The following is a 15,801-nucleotide window of genomic DNA, read 5'->3' as shown; positions in this document are numbered from 1 at the left end:
GATTACCGAGCCGCAACGCTCGACTGTCCATTGGCCCTGACGGCGGCACGCCCACCGCCCAGTAACCGAGACGGCCGGGATAGTCCTGAACGCTGGTCTGAGTACCGGCGCTGAGCACTTCAAAGGTGTTGGCCTGATACACCAGGCCTTCCAGGCAACGGGTCCACGGCTGGCCGCTGGCGAACGGCGCATCGAGCAGAATTTGCCGCAGGTAATCGCGGTTGGTTTCCACGCCGTACAGCAGACTGTCGCCCAGCGCCTGATGCAGGTCGGCAGCGGCCTCTTCACGGGTCGGCGCCCAGCTGATGACCTTGGCGATCATCGGATCGAAGTACGGCGGGATCTCGCAACCGGCCTCGACCCAGGTGTCGATGCGCAGGTGTTTGCCATCGGCGGCAGGGAAGTTCACGGCCGTCAGCAAGCCTGGGCTCGGCTGGAAATCACGACCCGGATCTTCGGCATACAGCCGCGCCTGAATCGCATGACCGTCGGCTTTCAAACCCTGACTCAAGTCGCTCAATGGCGGTAAATCACCGGCCGCCAGTTCCACCATCCAGCGCACCAGGTCCACGCCCCACACTTGTTCGGTGACGCCGTGTTCCACCTGCAAACGGGTGTTCACTTCGAGAAAGTAGAAGCGCTGAGCCTCGCTGTCGAAGACGAATTCCACGGTGCCGGCGCTGCGGTAATTCACCGCTTTCGCCAGTTTGATCGCTGCCGCACACAACTCATCAGCCATCCCTTCAGGCAGGTTCGGCGCCGGGGTTTCTTCGAGGACTTTCTGGTTGCGGCGCTGCACCGAGCAGTCGCGCACGCCGAGGGCGATGACTTCGCCGCGACCGTCGCCGAACACCTGGACTTCCAGATGACGAGCGCGCTGGATGTACTTCTCGATGAACACGCCAGCGTCGCTGAAATTGTTCTGGCCGAGGCGTTTGACCGCTTCGAAGGATTCGCTCAACTCGGTCGCGCTGCGGCACACGCGCATGCCGATGCCGCCACCGCCCGCGGTGCTTTTGAGCATCACCGGGTAGCCAACCTGTTCACCGGCAATCAGCGCCGCGTCGAGGCTTGCGAGCAGTTCGGTGCCTTCGAGCATCGGCACGCCGTGTTGCTTGGCCAGGGCACGCGCGGTGTGTTTGAGGCCGAACACACGCAGTTGCTCCGGCGTCGGACCGATGAAGGCGATGTCGGCGGCTTCGCAGGCTTCGGCGAACGCAGCGTTTTCCGAGAGAAAACCGTAGCCGGGGTGAATCGCCGTGGCGCCGGTGGCTTTGGCGATGGCGAGGATTTTGTCGACCGCCAGATAGGTGCCGGCGGCTGCGCCTTCACCGAGGCTATGGGCTTCATCGGCTTGCAGGATGTGCAGGCTCGCGCCATCGGCTTGGGAGTAAACGGCAACGCCCTTGACCTGCACTTCACGCAGGGTGCGCAGGATGCGGCAGGCAATGGCGCCACGGTTGGCAATCAGGACTTTTTCGAACATGGCATAGACCCCGGAGGGGATGCGGGCCGTCCCGCAGTTTTTCGATGAGCGCCGGGGTCGTCCCCGACGGCAAAATCACAACTCTTCAGAACACCACCGAACCTGTGGGAGCGGGCTTGCCCGCGATGGGGCCGGCACTTTCAACATTGATGTCGACTGACATAACGCTATCGCGGGCAAGCCCGCTCCCACAGGGTTTAGTGGTGTTTTTGAGGTTTGAGGCACTGCCCGGAACGCGCCTGGCACAAGGCGAACAACCATCTACGCAATCGCGTGAATTTCAGTTCCATACCAGCAGCTCCGCAGGGGTCGGGTTGTAGGCGTTGCACGGGTTGTTCAGTTGCGGGCAGTTGGAGATCAGCACTATCACGTCCATCTCGGCCCGCAGGTCGACGTATTTGCCCGGCGCCGAAATCCCGTCTTCAAACGTCAGCCCGCCATCCGCCGTGACCGGTACGTTCATGAAGAAGTTGATGTTCGGTCCGATGTCGCCTTTGCCCAGTCGCCCGTCGTGGACGCAGGCCCGCAGGTAGTTGTCGCGGCAGCTGTGCATGTAGCGTTTCTCCAAGGCGTAGCGCACGGTGTTGCTCTCTTGCGCGCAAGCGCCGCCGAGGGTGTCGTGGCGGCCACAGGTGTCGGCGACGATGGTCAGCATCGGCTTGCCGAGGTTGGAATAAAGCACGCTGCCGGTGCTCAGGTAGACGCTGTTCTGCCGGCGCAAAGTGCGTTGCACGTCATAGCGCTCCTTCGGATTGGCGACGCTGTAGAACAAGGTGTCGACGGCCTGATTGCCTTCCAGGTCGAGGATGCGCAGGGTCTGGCCGGCCTTGACCTCCATCAGCCACGGTTCGCCGGCCGGGATGGTGGCGCGGTACACCGCGTTTTCAGGCTGCTGGTGTTTGGTTGCGATGGCGAGTGACATGGCAGCGATCCTCAGGCGAACAAACGGTCGGTGTTGATGAAGCCGCGCTCGTTTTCCGGGCGCGAGGTGCGGCAGTGTTCGGCGACGCTGGCGTCGGCGTTCATCCAGCTGAGCTTCAGGGGTTTGGGGGCATAGTCCGGCGACGGGTCCATCGGATGTTGCAGCGCGGTGAGTACCACCAGTGTGTCCATCGGCGCGTACAACTCGATGTAGTCGCCGGCCTTCGAGTTGCCTTCGACAAAGTGGAAACGTCCGGCCTCATCGACGTTGACGCGGCTGAACAAGTTGAGGGTCATCAGCAAATCCGACAGGCCCAAGCCCCACTTGCCCAATTCCACCAACAGGTTGTCGGTGCCGTTGCGGAAGAAGCCGTTGCGCAGTTCCTGATAACGGCCGGCGCCGTATTTTTCCGCGACTTCTTCAGCGCAGAGCACACCGCCGAGGCTGTCGCTCCAGCCGCAGGTGTCGGCGGTGATGGCGGCGAGCACGCGGCCCATGTCCGAGTAGAGGCAATGGCCGCTGGTGAGCTTGGCGGTGTGTTGGCATTTGAGGCTGTCGGGCAGGTTCAGGCGTTCGGTTTTTTCATTGGCATTAAGCAGCGTCAGGCTGACGTTGGCGCCGCCGCGCAGGTCGGTCAGGCGCAGCAATTGGCCGCGTTTCAACACGAAGGAACGATGGCCTCCGCCGGGAAGCATTTCTTCGGCGAAGGGCGGGAACAGTTGAGTCGAATCAGTCATTTCAAAATTCCTCTAAGCGATACGAAGCGTGCCCGCCAGCGCTGCCGGCAAGGCATCGACGGCGGCGCGGTTGACGCGGCGGTCGCTGTTCAAAGGGATGTCGTAGGTGATGCGCGCGCCATAGGCACCGGGGGCGTGCGGGTCGACGCGGACCTTGTCGAACACCAACAAGCGCGTGCCGAGGCTGAAACCTTCGGACAGGTCATGGGTGACCATGAACACCGTCAGTTGCGTCTCGCGCCACAGCTCCAGCAGCAAGGCGTGCATGTCTTTGCGGATGCCCGGATCGAGGGCGCCGAACGGTTCGTCGAGCAGCAACACGCGGGGTTTCATGATCAGCGCCTGAGCGATGGCCAGCCGTTGTTGCATGCCGCCGGACAGCTGCGCCGGGTACTTGTCCAGCGAATGGCCGAGGCCGACTTTGTGCAGCAGCCCCGAGGCCTGTTCGCGGGCTTCTTTTTTGGCGCTGCCGAACAGGCGCCCGAGCAAGGGCGAGCGCGGTAGTTCGAGGCCGAGGGCGACATTGTCCAGCACGGTCAGGTGCGGGAACACCGAGTAACGCTGGAACACCACGCCCCGGCTCGAATCCGGTTCGCCGGCCAGCGCCTGACCGTCCAGCAGAATCTCGCCGCGACTGGCGCGTTCCTGGCCGAGCAACAGGCGCAAGAAGGTCGACTTGCCGCAACCCGACGCACCGACCAAGGTGCAGAATTCACCTTCGTTGACGTTCAGGTTCAGGCCTTCGAGGACCACTTGATCGGCGTATTGCTGCCAGACGTTTTTGACGGTGATGAAGCTCATGCGCGGGCCCCCTCATACCAGGGAAAGGCGCGTTGGGTCAGGCGTTTCAGGCCCCAATCCATGAGCCAGGCGAGGAGGGTGATCCACACCACGTAAGGCAGAATCACATCCATCGCCAGGTAACGGCGCACCAGGAAAATCCGGTAGCCGAGGCCGTCGGTAGAAGCGATGGCTTCGGCGGCGATCAGGAACAGCCACGCCGAACCGAGCATCAACCGCAGCGAGATCAGCAGGCGCGGCAAAAGTTGTGGCAGCACCACGCGCAGCATCAATGTCCAGGTCGACGCGCCGAGGGTCTGGGCCTTGATCAGCAACTCGACCGGAATTTCCCGGGCGCGCTGTTCCAGATCACGGGCCAGGCACGGGGTGATACCGATCACGATCAGCATCACTTTCGACAATTCCCCCAGCCCGAAGACGATGAACAGAATCGGCAGGATCGCCAGCGGCGGTACCATCGACAGCACCGTCAGCAACGGCGACAACGGCGCGCCGAACAGCGGCAAGGTGCCGGCGGCGATGCCCAGGCACAGCCCGGCTAGCGCACTGATGCCCAGACCGATGGCCAGGCGGCGCAGGCTTGATGCGGTGTCTTGCCACAACAGGTATTCACCGGTGCGGGTGTCGGCAGTGAACGCCAGGCGTTTCACCGCGTCGGTCATCTGCACGGCGCTCGGCAACAGCTTGTCGTTGGGGTTGTCCGTCAGCCGCTCGGCCGAGCCCATGAAGTAGGCGAACAGCACCAGAGCGAACGGCAGGATCACCAACAGCAGGCGACTCGGGCGATCCGGGTGGCGATTGATCAGGCGCATGGCCAGTCCTCCGGTTTACAGCTTGGCGTCAGCGGCCATCTGCACGTAGGTCGGGTCGAAGCGCAGCTTGAGGTTGGTCTTGTCGCCGCTGGTCACGCCATTGGCGAAGGCCATGCCGACGGCGCTGGTGTCCTTGGCGCCTTCACCCAGCAAGCCGTGCTGGAACGAAAACTCGGCGACCTTGCGCATGGTTTCCGGCAGCTGCTTGCTGGTGGAGAAGTCCAGGGCTTCCTTGGGCGTGGCGAACAATTTGGTGGTGTCGAGTTGCGACTGGAAACCGGCCAGGTCGGTGCCCGAGGCTTTGGCCATGTGTTCGAGTGCGACCTTGCTGGCGGCGTTTTTCGCGTTCATCAACTCGACCACTTCGAACCAGGCACCCGTCAGCGCTTTGCCCAGGGCCGGGTTGTCTTTGAGGGTGGCGCTGTTGACCACCATCATGTCCATGATTTCTCCGGGGATCTGGCTGGAGTTGAAGACCTCGGTCACTGCAGGCTTGGCCTTGATGTCTGAAAGCATCGGGTTCCAGGTGGTGACGGCGTTGACCTGATCGGTGTTGAAGGCGGCCGAGATGTCGGCGTCGGAAGTGTTGACCACTTTCAGGTCTTTCTCGGTGAGGTCGACCGAATCCAGCGCGCGGGCCAGCAGGTAGTGGGACACCGACAGTTCGACCAGATTGACGTCCATGCCCTTGAGGTCGGTGACTTTCTTGCCGTCGCCTTTGAGCACGATGCCGTCGTTACCATTGGAGAAGTCGCTGACGATCAGCGCGGTGCTGTCGACGCCACCGGCCGCCGGAATGGTCAGCGCGTCCATGTTGGTCATGGTGCAGCCGTCGAACTGGCCGGCGGTGTACTGGTTGATGGATTCGACGTAATCGTTGAGCTGCACCACATCGATCTTGATGCCGTACTTCTTCGCCCATTTGTCGACGATGCCTTGGCTGCCGGCGTATTCCCAGGGCCTCCAGCCGGCGTAGATGGTCCAGCAGACGCTGAAGTGGTCTTTTTGAGCAGCGTGGGACGGGAGGCTCACGAGGGCTGCGAAAGCAGCGGCGAGCAGGGCGGGTAAACGAAGCTTGAGCATGGGTGGTTCTCCAGTTGATCAAGGGCGGGCAGGAGTCAACGCGGCACCGCGAACGGTGGCTTGTCTCCCGGGCTTTTGTCCCGCCGTGTAACCTCAACTGGAGGTCGCCAACTCTCGGACCAGCCACTCGCCTTAGCGAGCCGGAACCCTAGTCAGCCATTGCAAATTGTGGTGCCGCGAACCTTGTGATGACTCCTGCACGGGTTTGCTAAAGCGAGAGCCGTGCCAAGTTGGTTTGAGGGCTCTAGGGTAGGGGATTGCGCGATGAGCGCTTGGGGCAGGGGAGGCGGTGTTGCCTTGTGATGGTGCGTGGGTGCACCGCAATGGATCGGGCTGGCCGCTGATCTGAAGGTCCGGGCCGCTCGGCACTCAGCTTGGGATTGCCAGTCAAAAGTGGTGTCAGCCGGCCTGTTCCGGTTGTGGTCTTTCAGGAGGCCGCCATGTTTCGTCGACTGTTGTTCGGTGTGGTTTTCGGTCTTGGGTTGTCCGGCTGCTATTACTACGCCGGTGGCTACGATGTTTATTCCGCGCCTTATTACTACCCCGGCTATTCACCCTATTCCTACTATTACGGACCGCGCTACTACTACGGCCCGCGCTTTTATGGCGGTTATCGCTATTACTATTGGGGTGGACACGGGCCACGTCATTACGGCGGTGGATATCGCGGTGGCCACCATTAATCAGCGGGTGAATAGATGAAAAACCTTTCATCGGCGACTTGTTTCAATCTGTTTCAGGAACGCACCAGATTTGGAAAACGATGTCTGATCTTTCGACAGTCACCGAATAATTGACTGTCGCCTGCCAGCGTCGCTGGTATGGCTCACTCGCGGTCCAGGAGGCCGCCATGCTCTGTCGAAAACAGCTCCGCCGAATTCTTCTGATTGCAGTAGTGGGATTGTCTCTTGGTGCGTGCGTGCCCTATTCCGATGGAGGAGGCAGCTACTACAGTTCCGAGGTCTATACCTCGCCAGCGCCCGCCTATTATTCCGGTGGCGGACCTTACTATTCAGGTGGCGGCGGTTATTACACGCCGCCACGCCGGTACTACGCGCCACCGGCGCGGTATTACCAGCCAACGCCGCGGTATTACCATCAGCCGCGGGTTTATCAACCGGCACCCCGTTATTACCAGTCGCAACGGGGCGAATACCGGGCCCATGGTTGGGACGGCCGTAACCGCGGCGGTTGGAGCAACGATGACCGTGGCAATGGCGGGCGCAATCACGGCGGACGAGGCGACCATAACGGTCGCGGCGATCACGATGGCCGGGGTGGCCGTCGTTAACCTGATCAGTTAGACGCACTACTGTGGGAGCGAGCCTGCTCGCGATGGTGGACTGTCAATCAACTTAATGTTGGATGACAAACCGCTATCGCGAGCAGACTCGCTCCCACATTTTTTTAGTATTCCGACAGATCCGCCAGCGGATGCCGACCTTCCCAGACCTTGTGAAAGTGCGCTTCCACCACCGCATCCGGCACCGTATTGATGTCCTGCCAATGCCAGTGCGGTTTCTGATCCTTGTCGATCAACCGTGCCCGCACCCCCTCGCTGAACTCCGGATGTCGGCAGCAGTTGAGGCTTATCGTGTATTCCATCTGGAAGACCTCGGCCAGCGACATGTGCCGGGCGCGGGCGATCTGTTCCCACACCAGATGCGCGGTCAGGGGCGAGCCTTCGGTCATGGTCTTCGCCGCTCGACTTAACAGCAGGTCCGTATGGTCACGCAGAGGGCTGATGGCTTTCCAGGCGCAACGCACATCGCTGACATCCAGCAGTTCATCGATTTGCTGGCGTCGAGGCAGCCACTGCGCGGCGGGCATTTGCGCGACGGCTTCCTGCTGCAAGGCCTTGAGCAGACTGTTGAGCTGCATTGGCGTCTGTTCCTGCCAATTCAATTGCAGTAAGCCTTCGATCAGCTCTTCTTGCTGTTCATCGAGCAGGAAACGGTCGGCCAGGTCCAGGTCGATCGCATCGCGACCGTTCATGTGTGCGCCGGTCAGCCCCAGGAACAAGCCGAGCTTGCCGGGCAGCCGTGACAGGAACCAGCTGGCGCCGACATCCGGGTACAAACCGATGCTGATTTCCGGCATCGCCAGGCGGCTGCTCGGCGTGACAATCCGGATGCTTGCCCCTTGCAGCAACCCCATGCCACCGCCCAGCACATAACCATGGCCCCAGCAGATCAGCGGTTTGGGGTAGGTGTGCAGATTGAAGTCGAGGCGATATTCCGCTGCAAAGAAGTGCGCGGCCAAGGGCGGGACTTCTCCCGGATGAGCGCGGCAGGCTTCGACCAGGCTGCGCACTTCGCCGCCGGCGCAGAAGGCTTTGGCGCCGTTACCGCGCAGCAGAACGCAGACAATTTGCGGATCTTTGGCCCAGGCGTCCATTTGATCGCGCAGGGCGCTGATCATGGGCAAGGAGAGGGCGTTGAGCGATTTTTCGGCATCCAGACTGGCAATGCCGATGCGTGCGCCGTCGGTGCCGGTGAGTTCTTCGAAGTGCAGATTCATCGTGACCTCGATAGGGAAATTGAGCGTTCAGTATGATCGCTATGTAGGAAAGTGCCGGATCTGCGTCAGATCAATTGACAAGCATGGTCAGCTTTCCTAGGGTTCGCCCCATTGTTTTTGCCGGATGTAACCATGACTGCTGATGACCGTATCAAACTCGAACCGGGCTGGAAGGAGGCGCTACGTGCCGAATTCGACCAGCCTTACATGGCAGAGTTGCGCAACTTCCTGCAACAGGAGCGCGCGGCGGGCAAGGAAATCTATCCTCCGGGACCCATGATTTTCAACGCACTTAACTCCACGCCGCTGGACAAGGTCAAGGTCGTCATCCTCGGCCAGGACCCGTATCACGGCCCGGGACAGGCCCACGGGCTGTGCTTCTCGGTGCAACCGGGCGTGCCGGCGCCGCCATCGCTGGTGAACATCTATAAAGAGTTGAAACGCGATCTGAACATCGACATTCCCAATCACGGCTACCTGCAGAGCTGGGCCGAGCAGGGCGTGTTGATGCTCAACACCACGATGACGGTGGAGCGGGCCAATGCCAATGCGCACAAAGACAAGGGCTGGCAGTTTTTCACGGATCGAATCATTGAAGTGGTCAGCCAGCAGCAACCGCATCTGGTGTTCATGCTGTGGGGCGCGCATGCACAGAGCAAACAGAAACTGATCGATGCGACCAAGCACCTGGTGCTGACGTCGGTGCATCCGTCACCGCTGTCCGCTTATCGCGGCTTTCTCGGTTGCGGGCACTTCAGCCGAACCAACAAGTTTCTGGAGCAGAACGGTGAAACGCCGATTGAGTGGCGGTTGCCGCCAGTCTAAAAGCTTCGCGGGCAAGCCTCGCTCCTACCGGACTTGCACTGGACCTGTAGGAGCGAGGCTTGCCCGCGAAGGCTCCAATTCGGTCTACCGGTCTGGTTCCGGCTCGCGATTCCAATACCTGAACAACGGTTCCGCCAAAAACAGCACAAACAACAGCCGCATCACCTGCATCGCCGTCACCAGCGGCACCGACAATTGCAGGGTCTCCGCCGTCAGGCTCATCTCAGCAATGCCGCCGGGCATCATGCCCAACGTCAGCGAACGCAAATCCAGATGCGTCAGCGCACTCAATCCCAATGCCGCCGCCGTTGCGATCAACATGGTCAACACCGTCCCGATCAAGGTCCTGCCCATAAAGGAAGGCGCCCGCCGGAAAAACTGTCGATTGAAATGACAACCCAAACCGCTGCCGATCAGCCATTGACCAATCTGACTGCCACCATTGGGCAAACCGATGTGCAAATCCCAACCAATGCTCACCGCCGCACTCACCAGCAACGGCCCGAACAGCCACGGATTGGGTTGACGAAGACGTTCCCAGAGCCAGGCCGCCAGCGCACCTGCCGGGAATAGAAGGGCCAGCCACCACCAATTGACGGTGCTTGGGTGCAAGACCGGTGCGCCGTAACCCAGCAAGTATTTGAAGGCCGCCGGCACGCACAGCACCACCACCAACACTCGCAAACTTTGCCCCGCCGCCACGCGACTGAGCACCGCGCCATTGCGTGCGCCGAGGTTGACCATCTCGCCGGAGCCGCCCGGCATGCTGGAAAAGAACGCGGTGGCGCGATCCTCCCCGGTGCGCCGCATTAACCAGACCCCGACGACGGCGGACAGGCTGGTGATCAACGCACCGAAGAAGATCAGGCCGAAGTGACTCAACACCTGCTCCATCACCACCGGAGTGAAGTGCAGGCCGATGCCGATCCCGACGACCCACTGGCCGCACTTGCGCCCGCCAAGGATTTCCGCCAATTGCCAGGGTGTCAGGCAGCGCACCAGGATGATCGCCAGCAACGAGCCGACCATCCACGGCAGCGGCCAGCCAACCAGACTGGCGAGGTAACCGCCCAGCGCGCCGACCAGCGGCGTACCCCACCAGGCTTTGAAGGGTGTTCGATCAGACATCGGCGACAACGCGCCGGGCAACCGAGCGTTTGCGCCAGATCCGCAGGATCGGCACCAGCAACATCACCGCGATCAACGCCCAGACACCCAGGGTGATCCCGCTCGACCAGAGTATTTCCAGCGAACCGTTGGAGATCGACAAGGCGCGGCGCAGATTCTGTTCCATCAAACCTCCGAGGATGAAGCCCAGCAGAACGGGCGACAGCGGAAAGTCGAGCTTGCGCAGAATGTAGCCGAAGATACCGATGCCGATCATCAGGAACAGATCGAAGGTGGTGGCATGCACCGCGAAAACGCCGATGGCGGTAATGATCGCGATCATCGGCACCAGCGCCCAGTTCGGCACGGCGAGGATGCGGGTGAAGATGCGGATCATCGGGATGTTGAGGATCACCAGCATGATGTTGGCGATGAACAACGACGCGATCAGGCCCCAGACGATGTCCGGTTGCTGTTGAAACAGCAACGGGCCCGGCGTGATGTTGTACAGCGACAGCGCGCCGATCATCACCGCCGTGGTGCCTGACCCTGGAACACCCAGTGTCAGCATCGGCACCAGCGCACCGCACGCTTCGGCACCGATGGCGGTTTCCGGGGCGGCGAGACCACGTTTGTCGCCTTGTCCGAATTTTCCGCTTGGGCCAGCGATACGTTTCTCGGTCATGTAGGCCACGGCACTGGCCAGTGTCGCACCGGCACCCGGCAGCACGCCCATGATGAACCCGAGCACACCGCAACGCATGTTCACCCAGAACACCGAAGCCGCTTCCTTGAAGTTGAACATCATGCGACCGGTGGCTTTGAACGCTTCCTGGCCCCGGTGGGTTTTTTCCAGCAGCAAGAGGATTTCGCTGATGGAGAACAGGCCCAGTACCAGCACCACAAACTGAATGCCGTCGGTCAGGTGAATGTTGTCGCCGGTAAAGCGATAGACACCGCTGTTGGCATCGATGCCGACGGTGGACAGGAACAGACCGATCAACGCCGCGATAAACGTTTTCAGCGGTCGATCGCCGGCCATGCCGCCGAGGCAGACGATTGCGAATACCATCAGCACGAAGTATTCCGCCGGACCGAAGGCAATCGCCCATTTCGCCAGGATCGGCGCGAAGATCACCATCCCGCAGGTGGCGATGAAGGCGCCGATGAATGAGCTCCAGGCCGACAGCGACAGCGCCACGCCCGCCATGCCTTGACGGGCCATCGGGTAGCCGTCGAGGGTGGTCATCACGGTGGAGGCCTCCCCTGGGATGTTCAGCAGGATCGAACTGATCCGGCCGCCGTACTCACAACCCAGGTAGACCGCTGCCAGCAGGATCAACGCCGATTCCGGCGGCAGACCGAGGGCGAAGGCGATCGGGATCAACAACGCGACGCCGTTGATCGGGCCCAGCCCCGGCAGCAGGCCGACGACGGTGCCGATCAGCGTGCCACACAGTGCGGTCACCAGGTTGTAAGGGGTCAACGCGACGCCGAAGCCGTGACTCAAATAACCAAGCGTATCCATATCAGTTCTCCAGAACGTCGAGCAGGCCCAGGGGCAGTGGCACGTCCATGACTTTGTCGAACAGCAGGTACAGCCCGATACTCATCAGGCTGATAATCACCGCGCTCGGCAACCAGCGTCCGCCGTACAGGCGGGCCATCGGAATACCAATCAGCATGCTGCTGAGGATGAAGCCCAAGGGTTCGAACAGCCCGGCGAAGATCAGGAGCAACACCACGCAAACACCGATCTTGGTCAGGGTTTCGCGATCCATCGGCGGATCTTCATCGGTGTGTTTGATCGGCGAGGGGCGATACACCATGTAAACCAGACCCAGGCCCATCAGCCCCAGCATCAGCAGGGGGAAGGCGCGTGGTCCGATTGGTTCGTAGGAAAAAGGCGCCTGGTAGGGCCAGGCCATCAGCACCAGGCTGAGACAGGCCAGCAACAGCACCGAAGCAAAAATGCGTTGTAAGAGCATGGGAAACTCCTGTGCCACGGCCCCGCAAAACGGGACCGCAGCCGCTAGACAGAGGCGATCACTGGATCAGGCCGAACTCTTTGGCCAGCACTTTGTAGTCCGCAACCTGCTTCTTCACGTAGGTGTCCAGCTCCGGGCCGGTCATGGCGAACGGGAAGAGCTCACGCTGATCGCGCAGCTTGGCGAAGTCTTCGGACGCCAGCAGTTTGTCGAAGGCCTCTTTCCACCAGGCGTAGTCTTCGTCGCTGACCTTTGGCCCGAGGTAGAAACCGCGAACCACTGGCCAGACGATGTCGTAGCCTTGCTCTTTGGCGGTCGGGATGTCTTTCATTTCCGGCTCGTCCAGACGCTTCTCGGAGAACACGGCGAGCAAGCGCATATCACCGCTCTGGATGTGCGGCATGGAGTCGGAGATGTCGGTGCTGCCGACCTGGATGTGGCCGCCGAGCAGGGCGGTGGCGATTTCACCACCACCTTCAAGGGCGACGTAACGCAGGTCGCGCGGGTTGATACCGGCGGCCTTGGCGATCAGCGCGGTCTGCATCCAGTCCTGGCTGCCGACGGTGCCGCCGGAGCCGATCACCACTTTGCTTGGATCTTTCTTCAGTGCTTGCACGAGATCGTCGAGGGACTTGTAGGGCGAATCGCTTTTCACAGCGATGGCGCCATAGCTGGTGCCGACGGCGGCCAGCCAGCGAACGTTGGTTTCATCGAAACGACCGAACTTGCCCTGGGCCAGGTTCAGCAGCGAACCGCTGGACCACGCCACCAATGTGCCGGCATCGGCCGGACGTTGAGCAACCACTGCGTTGTACGCCACCGCGCCGACACCGCCGGGCATGTAGGTCACGCGCATCGGTTTGCTCAGCAGCTTTTCGTTCACCAGCGCGCTTTGCGCCAGTTTGCAGGTCAGGTCGAAACCGCCGCCGGGCGAGGCCGGGGCAATGCATTCCGGGCGTTTTGGCTCGGCCATCAGTTGGCCGGCGAACAGCATGCAGCTGGCAGCGAGGGCGAAACGGCGCAGTGATCGATTCATTATTGTCTCCACGGGAGTTTTTGTTTTTGGGGATGTTTCAGGTGCGGCGGTTTCGCGCCGTGCAGCCGGTAGGGGCGCTGACAAGCGTGAACGAGGGGGATTGAAAAAACGGGTGGGACGGGCAAACCTGAAGCTGTCTGGCCAGCATGGTGCAGTACCTCGTTATTGTTCTTATTGGCGAAAATGCATCAAGGCATTTTTCGGGAGCTACATTTCAAAGCACGATTGGGTGGTCCGCAGTCGAAACCATCCGTGGGGCGACTCTAACGGGCCAACCTTTCACTAACCTTTCAGTTGGCTTTCACAGTTTTCAGGCTTCACAGCGGCGGATGCGGCTGTAAACTCCGCGCCAAAGAATGGCGTCGACCATCCCTGAATGAGGTAAAGATCCATGCGTGTCCTGCTCGTCGAAGACCATCTGCAGCTCGCCGAAAGTGTCGCCCAGGCGCTCAAGAGCACCGGGCTGACCGTGGATGTGCTGCACGACGGTGTGGCGGCCGACCTGGCCTTGAGCAGCGAGGAGTACGCGATGGCGATCCTCGATGTCGGCCTGCCGCGCATGGATGGTTTCGAAGTGCTGGCGCGCCTGCGGGCCCGGGGCAAAAACCTGCCGGTGCTGATGCTGACCGCACGCAGCGACGTCAAGGACCGGGTGCACGGGCTCAACCTTGGCGCCGACGATTACCTGGCCAAACCTTTCGAACTGACCGAGCTCGAAGCCCGGGTCAAAGCCCTGTTGCGGCGCAGTGTGCTGGGCGGTGAGCGTCAGCAGCGCTGCGGCGTGCTGGCCTATGACCTGGACACTCGGCGCTTCACCCTCGGTGAAGAATTACTGACCCTGACCTCGCGCGAGCAGGCGGTCCTTGAAGCATTGATCGCCCGGCCAGGTCGGGTGATGAGCAAGGAACAACTGGCCGCTCAGGTATTTGGCCTCGATGAAGAAGCCAGTCCGGATGCGATCGAAATCTACGTCCACCGTTTGCGCAAGAAGCTCGACGGCCAACCGGTCGCCATCGTGACCTTCCGCGGCCTCGGCTATTTGCTGGAAAGCCGCGATGCATAAGCCCAGCAGCCTGCGCTGGCGGTTGTTATGGAACCTCGCGCTGTTGTTGGTGGTGTTAATGCTGGCCAGTGGTTTGAGCGCGTACTGGAATGGTCGCGAAGCCGCCGACACGGCTTATGACCGGACCCTGCTGGCGTCGGCGCGGACCATCGCCGCCGGCGTGTCCCAGCGCGATGGCAGCCTCAGCGCCGACGTGCCTTACGTGGCCCTCGATACCTTCGCCTACGACAGCGCCGGGCGGATTTTCTACCTGGTCAACGACATCAATCAGAAGCTGATTTCCGGTTACGAAAACCTCCCGCCGCCGCCCCCAGGGACGCCGCGTACCGATGACTATCCGGCCCTGGCACGCTTCTATAACGCCCAATACCGTGGGCAGAACGTACGCGTGGTGAGCCTGCTCAAGCCGGTGAGCGAGCCGAACATGAACGGCATGGCGGAAATCCGTGTTGCAGAAACCGACGAGGCTCGGGTCGCGATGGCTCGCAGTCTGGCGGCGGACACGTTGCTGCGTTTGGGCATGTTGGCCATCGGCGCGTTGCTGATGGTGTGGTTTGCGGTCAGCGCGGCGTTGCGTCCGCTGGAGCGCTTGCGCACGGCGGTGGAAGAGCGTCAATCGGATGATTTGCGGCCGTTGCCACTGGTGGAAGTGCAGCATGAATTGTGGCCGCTGGTGCGCGCGCTCAATCACTTTACCGAGCGACTGCGCGGGCAGTTCGAGCGGCAGGCGCAGTTTATTGCCGATGCCGCCCATGAACTGCGCACGCCGTTGGCGGCGCTCAAGGCGCGACTCGAACTGGGCCTGCGTTCAAACGAACCGCAAACCTGGCGCAGCACCCTGGAAACCGCTGCCCAAGGCACGGATCGCCTGACGCACCTGGCCAATCAATTGCTTTCACTGGCGCGGGTCGAGAACGGGGCCCGGGCGATTGCCGAGGGCGGCGCGCAGTTGTTGGACCTGAGTCAGTTGGCGCGCGAGCTGGGCATGGCCATGGCGCCGTTGGCCCATGCCCGCGGCGTCGCTCTGGCGCTGGAGGCGGACGAGCCGGTGTGGCTGCGCGGCGAACCGACGCTGTTGAACGAACTGCTGAGTAATCTGGTGGACAACGCCCTTGCTCACACGCCGCCGGGGGGCAATGTGATTCTTCGGGTTACGGCGCCGGCGGTGCTGGAGGTCGAGGACGACGGGCCGGGGATTCCCGTTGATGAGCGCGATCGGGTGTTCGAGCGCTTTTATCGGCGCAACCAGCAAGTGGCCGGGTCCGGGCTGGGGTTGGCGATTGTCGGTGAGATTTGTCGCGCGCACCTGGCGCAGATCAGCCTGCACGATGGTGAGTCGGCGGGGTTGAAGGTGCGGGTGAGTTTTATCGCGGGGGAGTGAAACACCTTACCTGTGGCGATCCGACAAGCCCCCTCGCCAC

16 protein-coding genes and 1 riboswitch are annotated in these 15,801 nt (G+C 61.5%); of the genes, 5 read left to right on the top strand and 11 right to left on the bottom strand.

Annotated elements, in window-relative coordinates; translation table 11 throughout:
- From K0F88_RS32350 to K0F88_RS12180, 6 genes are all read right to left on the bottom strand, one after another.
- A partial coding sequence (locus K0F88_RS32350) for a biotin carboxylase N-terminal domain-containing protein (protein WP_374039714.1) occupies window positions 1-1,486 on the bottom strand: 1,486 nt, incomplete at its 3' end.
- A 280-nt stretch (window positions 1,487-1,766) separates the two neighbouring features.
- Window positions 1,767-2,408, bottom strand: coding sequence for an urea amidolyase associated protein UAAP2 (locus tag K0F88_RS12200; RefSeq protein ID WP_219095217.1), 642 nt, complete (start codon window positions 2,406-2,408; stop codon window positions 1,767-1,769).
- 11 nt (window positions 2,409-2,419) lie between these two features.
- Window positions 2,420-3,145, bottom strand: a complete 726-nt coding sequence (locus tag K0F88_RS12195) for an urea amidolyase associated protein UAAP1 (protein ID WP_219095216.1) — start codon at window positions 3,143-3,145, stop codon at window positions 2,420-2,422.
- Window positions 3,146-3,157: 12 nt separating this feature from the next.
- On the bottom strand, window positions 3,158-3,946 hold the full coding sequence (locus K0F88_RS12190) for an ABC transporter ATP-binding protein (RefSeq protein WP_219095215.1): 789 nt from the start codon (window positions 3,944-3,946) through the stop codon (window positions 3,158-3,160).
- On the bottom strand, window positions 3,943-4,758 hold the full coding sequence (locus K0F88_RS12185) for an ABC transporter permease (RefSeq protein ID WP_077749608.1): 816 nt from the start codon (window positions 4,756-4,758) through the stop codon (window positions 3,943-3,945). The genes K0F88_RS12190 and K0F88_RS12185 overlap by 4 nt, the downstream gene beginning before the upstream one ends.
- Window positions 4,759-4,773: 15 nt before the next feature.
- A complete protein-coding gene (locus K0F88_RS12180) occupies window positions 4,774-5,841 on the bottom strand; it encodes a putative urea ABC transporter substrate-binding protein (protein ID WP_219095214.1) in 1,068 nt (355 codons plus the stop codon).
- Between the two features lie 62 nt (window positions 5,842-5,903).
- Window positions 5,904-6,004: riboswitch (guanidine-I (ykkC/yxkD leader) on the bottom strand.
- Window positions 6,005-6,281: 277 nt separating this feature from the next.
- On the opposite strand from K0F88_RS12180, the gene K0F88_RS12175 reads away from it, so the two are divergent.
- Together K0F88_RS12175 and K0F88_RS12170 are read left to right on the top strand one after the other, a co-directional pair.
- Window positions 6,282-6,524, top strand: coding sequence for a hypothetical protein (locus K0F88_RS12175; RefSeq protein ID WP_094468691.1), 243 nt, complete (start codon window positions 6,282-6,284; stop codon window positions 6,522-6,524).
- A gap of 167 nt (window positions 6,525-6,691) precedes the next feature.
- Window positions 6,692-7,132, top strand: coding sequence for a hypothetical protein (locus tag K0F88_RS12170; RefSeq protein WP_094468690.1), 441 nt, complete (start codon window positions 6,692-6,694; stop codon window positions 7,130-7,132).
- A gap of 116 nt (window positions 7,133-7,248) precedes the next feature.
- On the opposite strand, the gene K0F88_RS12165 is transcribed toward K0F88_RS12170, so the two are convergent.
- Window positions 7,249-8,361 (bottom strand): enoyl-CoA hydratase/isomerase family protein, encoded by a 1,113-nt coding sequence (locus K0F88_RS12165; RefSeq protein WP_219095213.1) that lies wholly within the window; start codon window positions 8,359-8,361, stop codon window positions 7,249-7,251.
- 132 nt (window positions 8,362-8,493) lie between these two features.
- Between K0F88_RS12165 and ung the strand changes: the two genes are divergently transcribed.
- On the top strand, window positions 8,494-9,186 hold the full coding sequence (gene ung, locus K0F88_RS12160) for a uracil-DNA glycosylase (protein ID WP_090453656.1): 693 nt from the start codon (window positions 8,494-8,496) through the stop codon (window positions 9,184-9,186).
- 84 nt (window positions 9,187-9,270) lie between these two features.
- Here the strand turns inward: ung and K0F88_RS12155 are convergent, their stop codons facing one another.
- From K0F88_RS12155 to K0F88_RS12140, 4 genes are read right to left on the bottom strand one after another with little or no spacing between them, the layout of a single operon-like run.
- Window positions 9,271-10,314 (bottom strand): AbrB family transcriptional regulator, encoded by a 1,044-nt coding sequence (locus K0F88_RS12155; protein ID WP_219095212.1) that lies wholly within the window; start codon window positions 10,312-10,314, stop codon window positions 9,271-9,273.
- Window positions 10,307-11,821, bottom strand: coding sequence for a tripartite tricarboxylate transporter permease (locus tag K0F88_RS12150; protein WP_219095211.1), 1,515 nt, complete (start codon window positions 11,819-11,821; stop codon window positions 10,307-10,309). The genes K0F88_RS12155 and K0F88_RS12150 overlap by 8 nt, the downstream gene beginning before the upstream one ends.
- A gap of 1 nt (window position 11,822) precedes the next feature.
- Window positions 11,823-12,281 (bottom strand): tripartite tricarboxylate transporter TctB family protein, encoded by a 459-nt coding sequence (locus tag K0F88_RS12145; protein WP_219095210.1) that lies wholly within the window; start codon window positions 12,279-12,281, stop codon window positions 11,823-11,825.
- A gap of 58 nt (window positions 12,282-12,339) precedes the next feature.
- Window positions 12,340-13,317, bottom strand: a complete 978-nt coding sequence (locus K0F88_RS12140; protein WP_219095209.1) for a tripartite tricarboxylate transporter substrate binding protein — start codon at window positions 13,315-13,317, stop codon at window positions 12,340-12,342.
- Between the two features lie 391 nt (window positions 13,318-13,708).
- Between K0F88_RS12140 and K0F88_RS12135 the strand changes: the two genes are divergently transcribed.
- Window positions 13,709-14,380: a response regulator gene (locus tag K0F88_RS12135; protein WP_007941432.1), complete on the top strand. Its 672-nt coding sequence runs from the start codon at window positions 13,709-13,711 to the stop codon at window positions 14,378-14,380.
- Entirely contained in the window at window positions 14,373-15,761 is a 1,389-nt protein-coding gene (locus K0F88_RS12130; protein WP_219095208.1) for a sensor histidine kinase, read from the top strand. Before K0F88_RS12135 ends, K0F88_RS12130 begins: the two co-directional genes overlap by 8 nt.
- Window positions 15,762-15,801 lie beyond the last annotated feature (40 nt).

Origin of the sequence: Pseudomonas sp. UMAB-40 (assembly GCF_900095275.1) — a bacterium.
GTDB classification, from domain to species: Bacteria; Pseudomonadota; Gammaproteobacteria; order Pseudomonadales; family Pseudomonadaceae; genus Aquipseudomonas; species Aquipseudomonas mandelii_B.
The sequence above is the reverse complement of the archived record's forward strand: the minus strand, read 5'-3'. Positions and strand labels throughout refer to the sequence as shown.

Bases quoted from the DNA above. Each gene is read 5' to 3' on its own strand.
- K0F88_RS12200 (WP_219095217.1), bottom strand. From the start codon at position 2,408: ATGTCACTCGCCATCGCAACCAAACACCAGCAGCCTGAAAACGCGGTG.
- K0F88_RS12195 (WP_219095216.1), bottom strand. From the start codon at position 3,145: ATGACTGATTCGACTCAACTGTTCCCGCCCTTCGCCGAAGAAATGCTT.
- K0F88_RS12190 (WP_219095215.1), bottom strand. From the start codon at position 3,946: ATGAGCTTCATCACCGTCAAAAACGTCTGGCAGCAATACGCCGATCAA.
- K0F88_RS12185 (WP_077749608.1), bottom strand. From the start codon at position 4,758: ATGCGCCTGATCAATCGCCACCCGGATCGCCCGAGTCGCCTGCTGTTG.
- K0F88_RS12180 (WP_219095214.1), bottom strand. From the start codon at position 5,841: ATGCTCAAGCTTCGTTTACCCGCCCTGCTCGCCGCTGCTTTCGCAGCC.
- K0F88_RS12175 (WP_094468691.1), top strand. From the start codon at position 6,282: ATGTTTCGTCGACTGTTGTTCGGTGTGGTTTTCGGTCTTGGGTTGTCC.
- K0F88_RS12170 (WP_094468690.1), top strand. From the start codon at position 6,692: ATGCTCTGTCGAAAACAGCTCCGCCGAATTCTTCTGATTGCAGTAGTG.
- K0F88_RS12165 (WP_219095213.1), bottom strand. From the start codon at position 8,361: ATGAATCTGCACTTCGAAGAACTCACCGGCACCGACGGCGCACGCATC.
- ung (WP_090453656.1), top strand. From the start codon at position 8,494: ATGACTGCTGATGACCGTATCAAACTCGAACCGGGCTGGAAGGAGGCG.
- K0F88_RS12155 (WP_219095212.1), bottom strand. From the start codon at position 10,314: ATGTCTGATCGAACACCCTTCAAAGCCTGGTGGGGTACGCCGCTGGTC.
- K0F88_RS12150 (WP_219095211.1), bottom strand. From the start codon at position 11,821: ATGGATACGCTTGGTTATTTGAGTCACGGCTTCGGCGTCGCGTTGACC.
- K0F88_RS12145 (WP_219095210.1), bottom strand. From the start codon at position 12,281: ATGCTCTTACAACGCATTTTTGCTTCGGTGCTGTTGCTGGCCTGTCTC.
- K0F88_RS12140 (WP_219095209.1), bottom strand. From the start codon at position 13,317: ATGAATCGATCACTGCGCCGTTTCGCCCTCGCTGCCAGCTGCATGCTG.
- K0F88_RS12135 (WP_007941432.1), top strand. From the start codon at position 13,709: ATGCGTGTCCTGCTCGTCGAAGACCATCTGCAGCTCGCCGAAAGTGTC.
- K0F88_RS12130 (WP_219095208.1), top strand. From the start codon at position 14,373: ATGCATAAGCCCAGCAGCCTGCGCTGGCGGTTGTTATGGAACCTCGCG.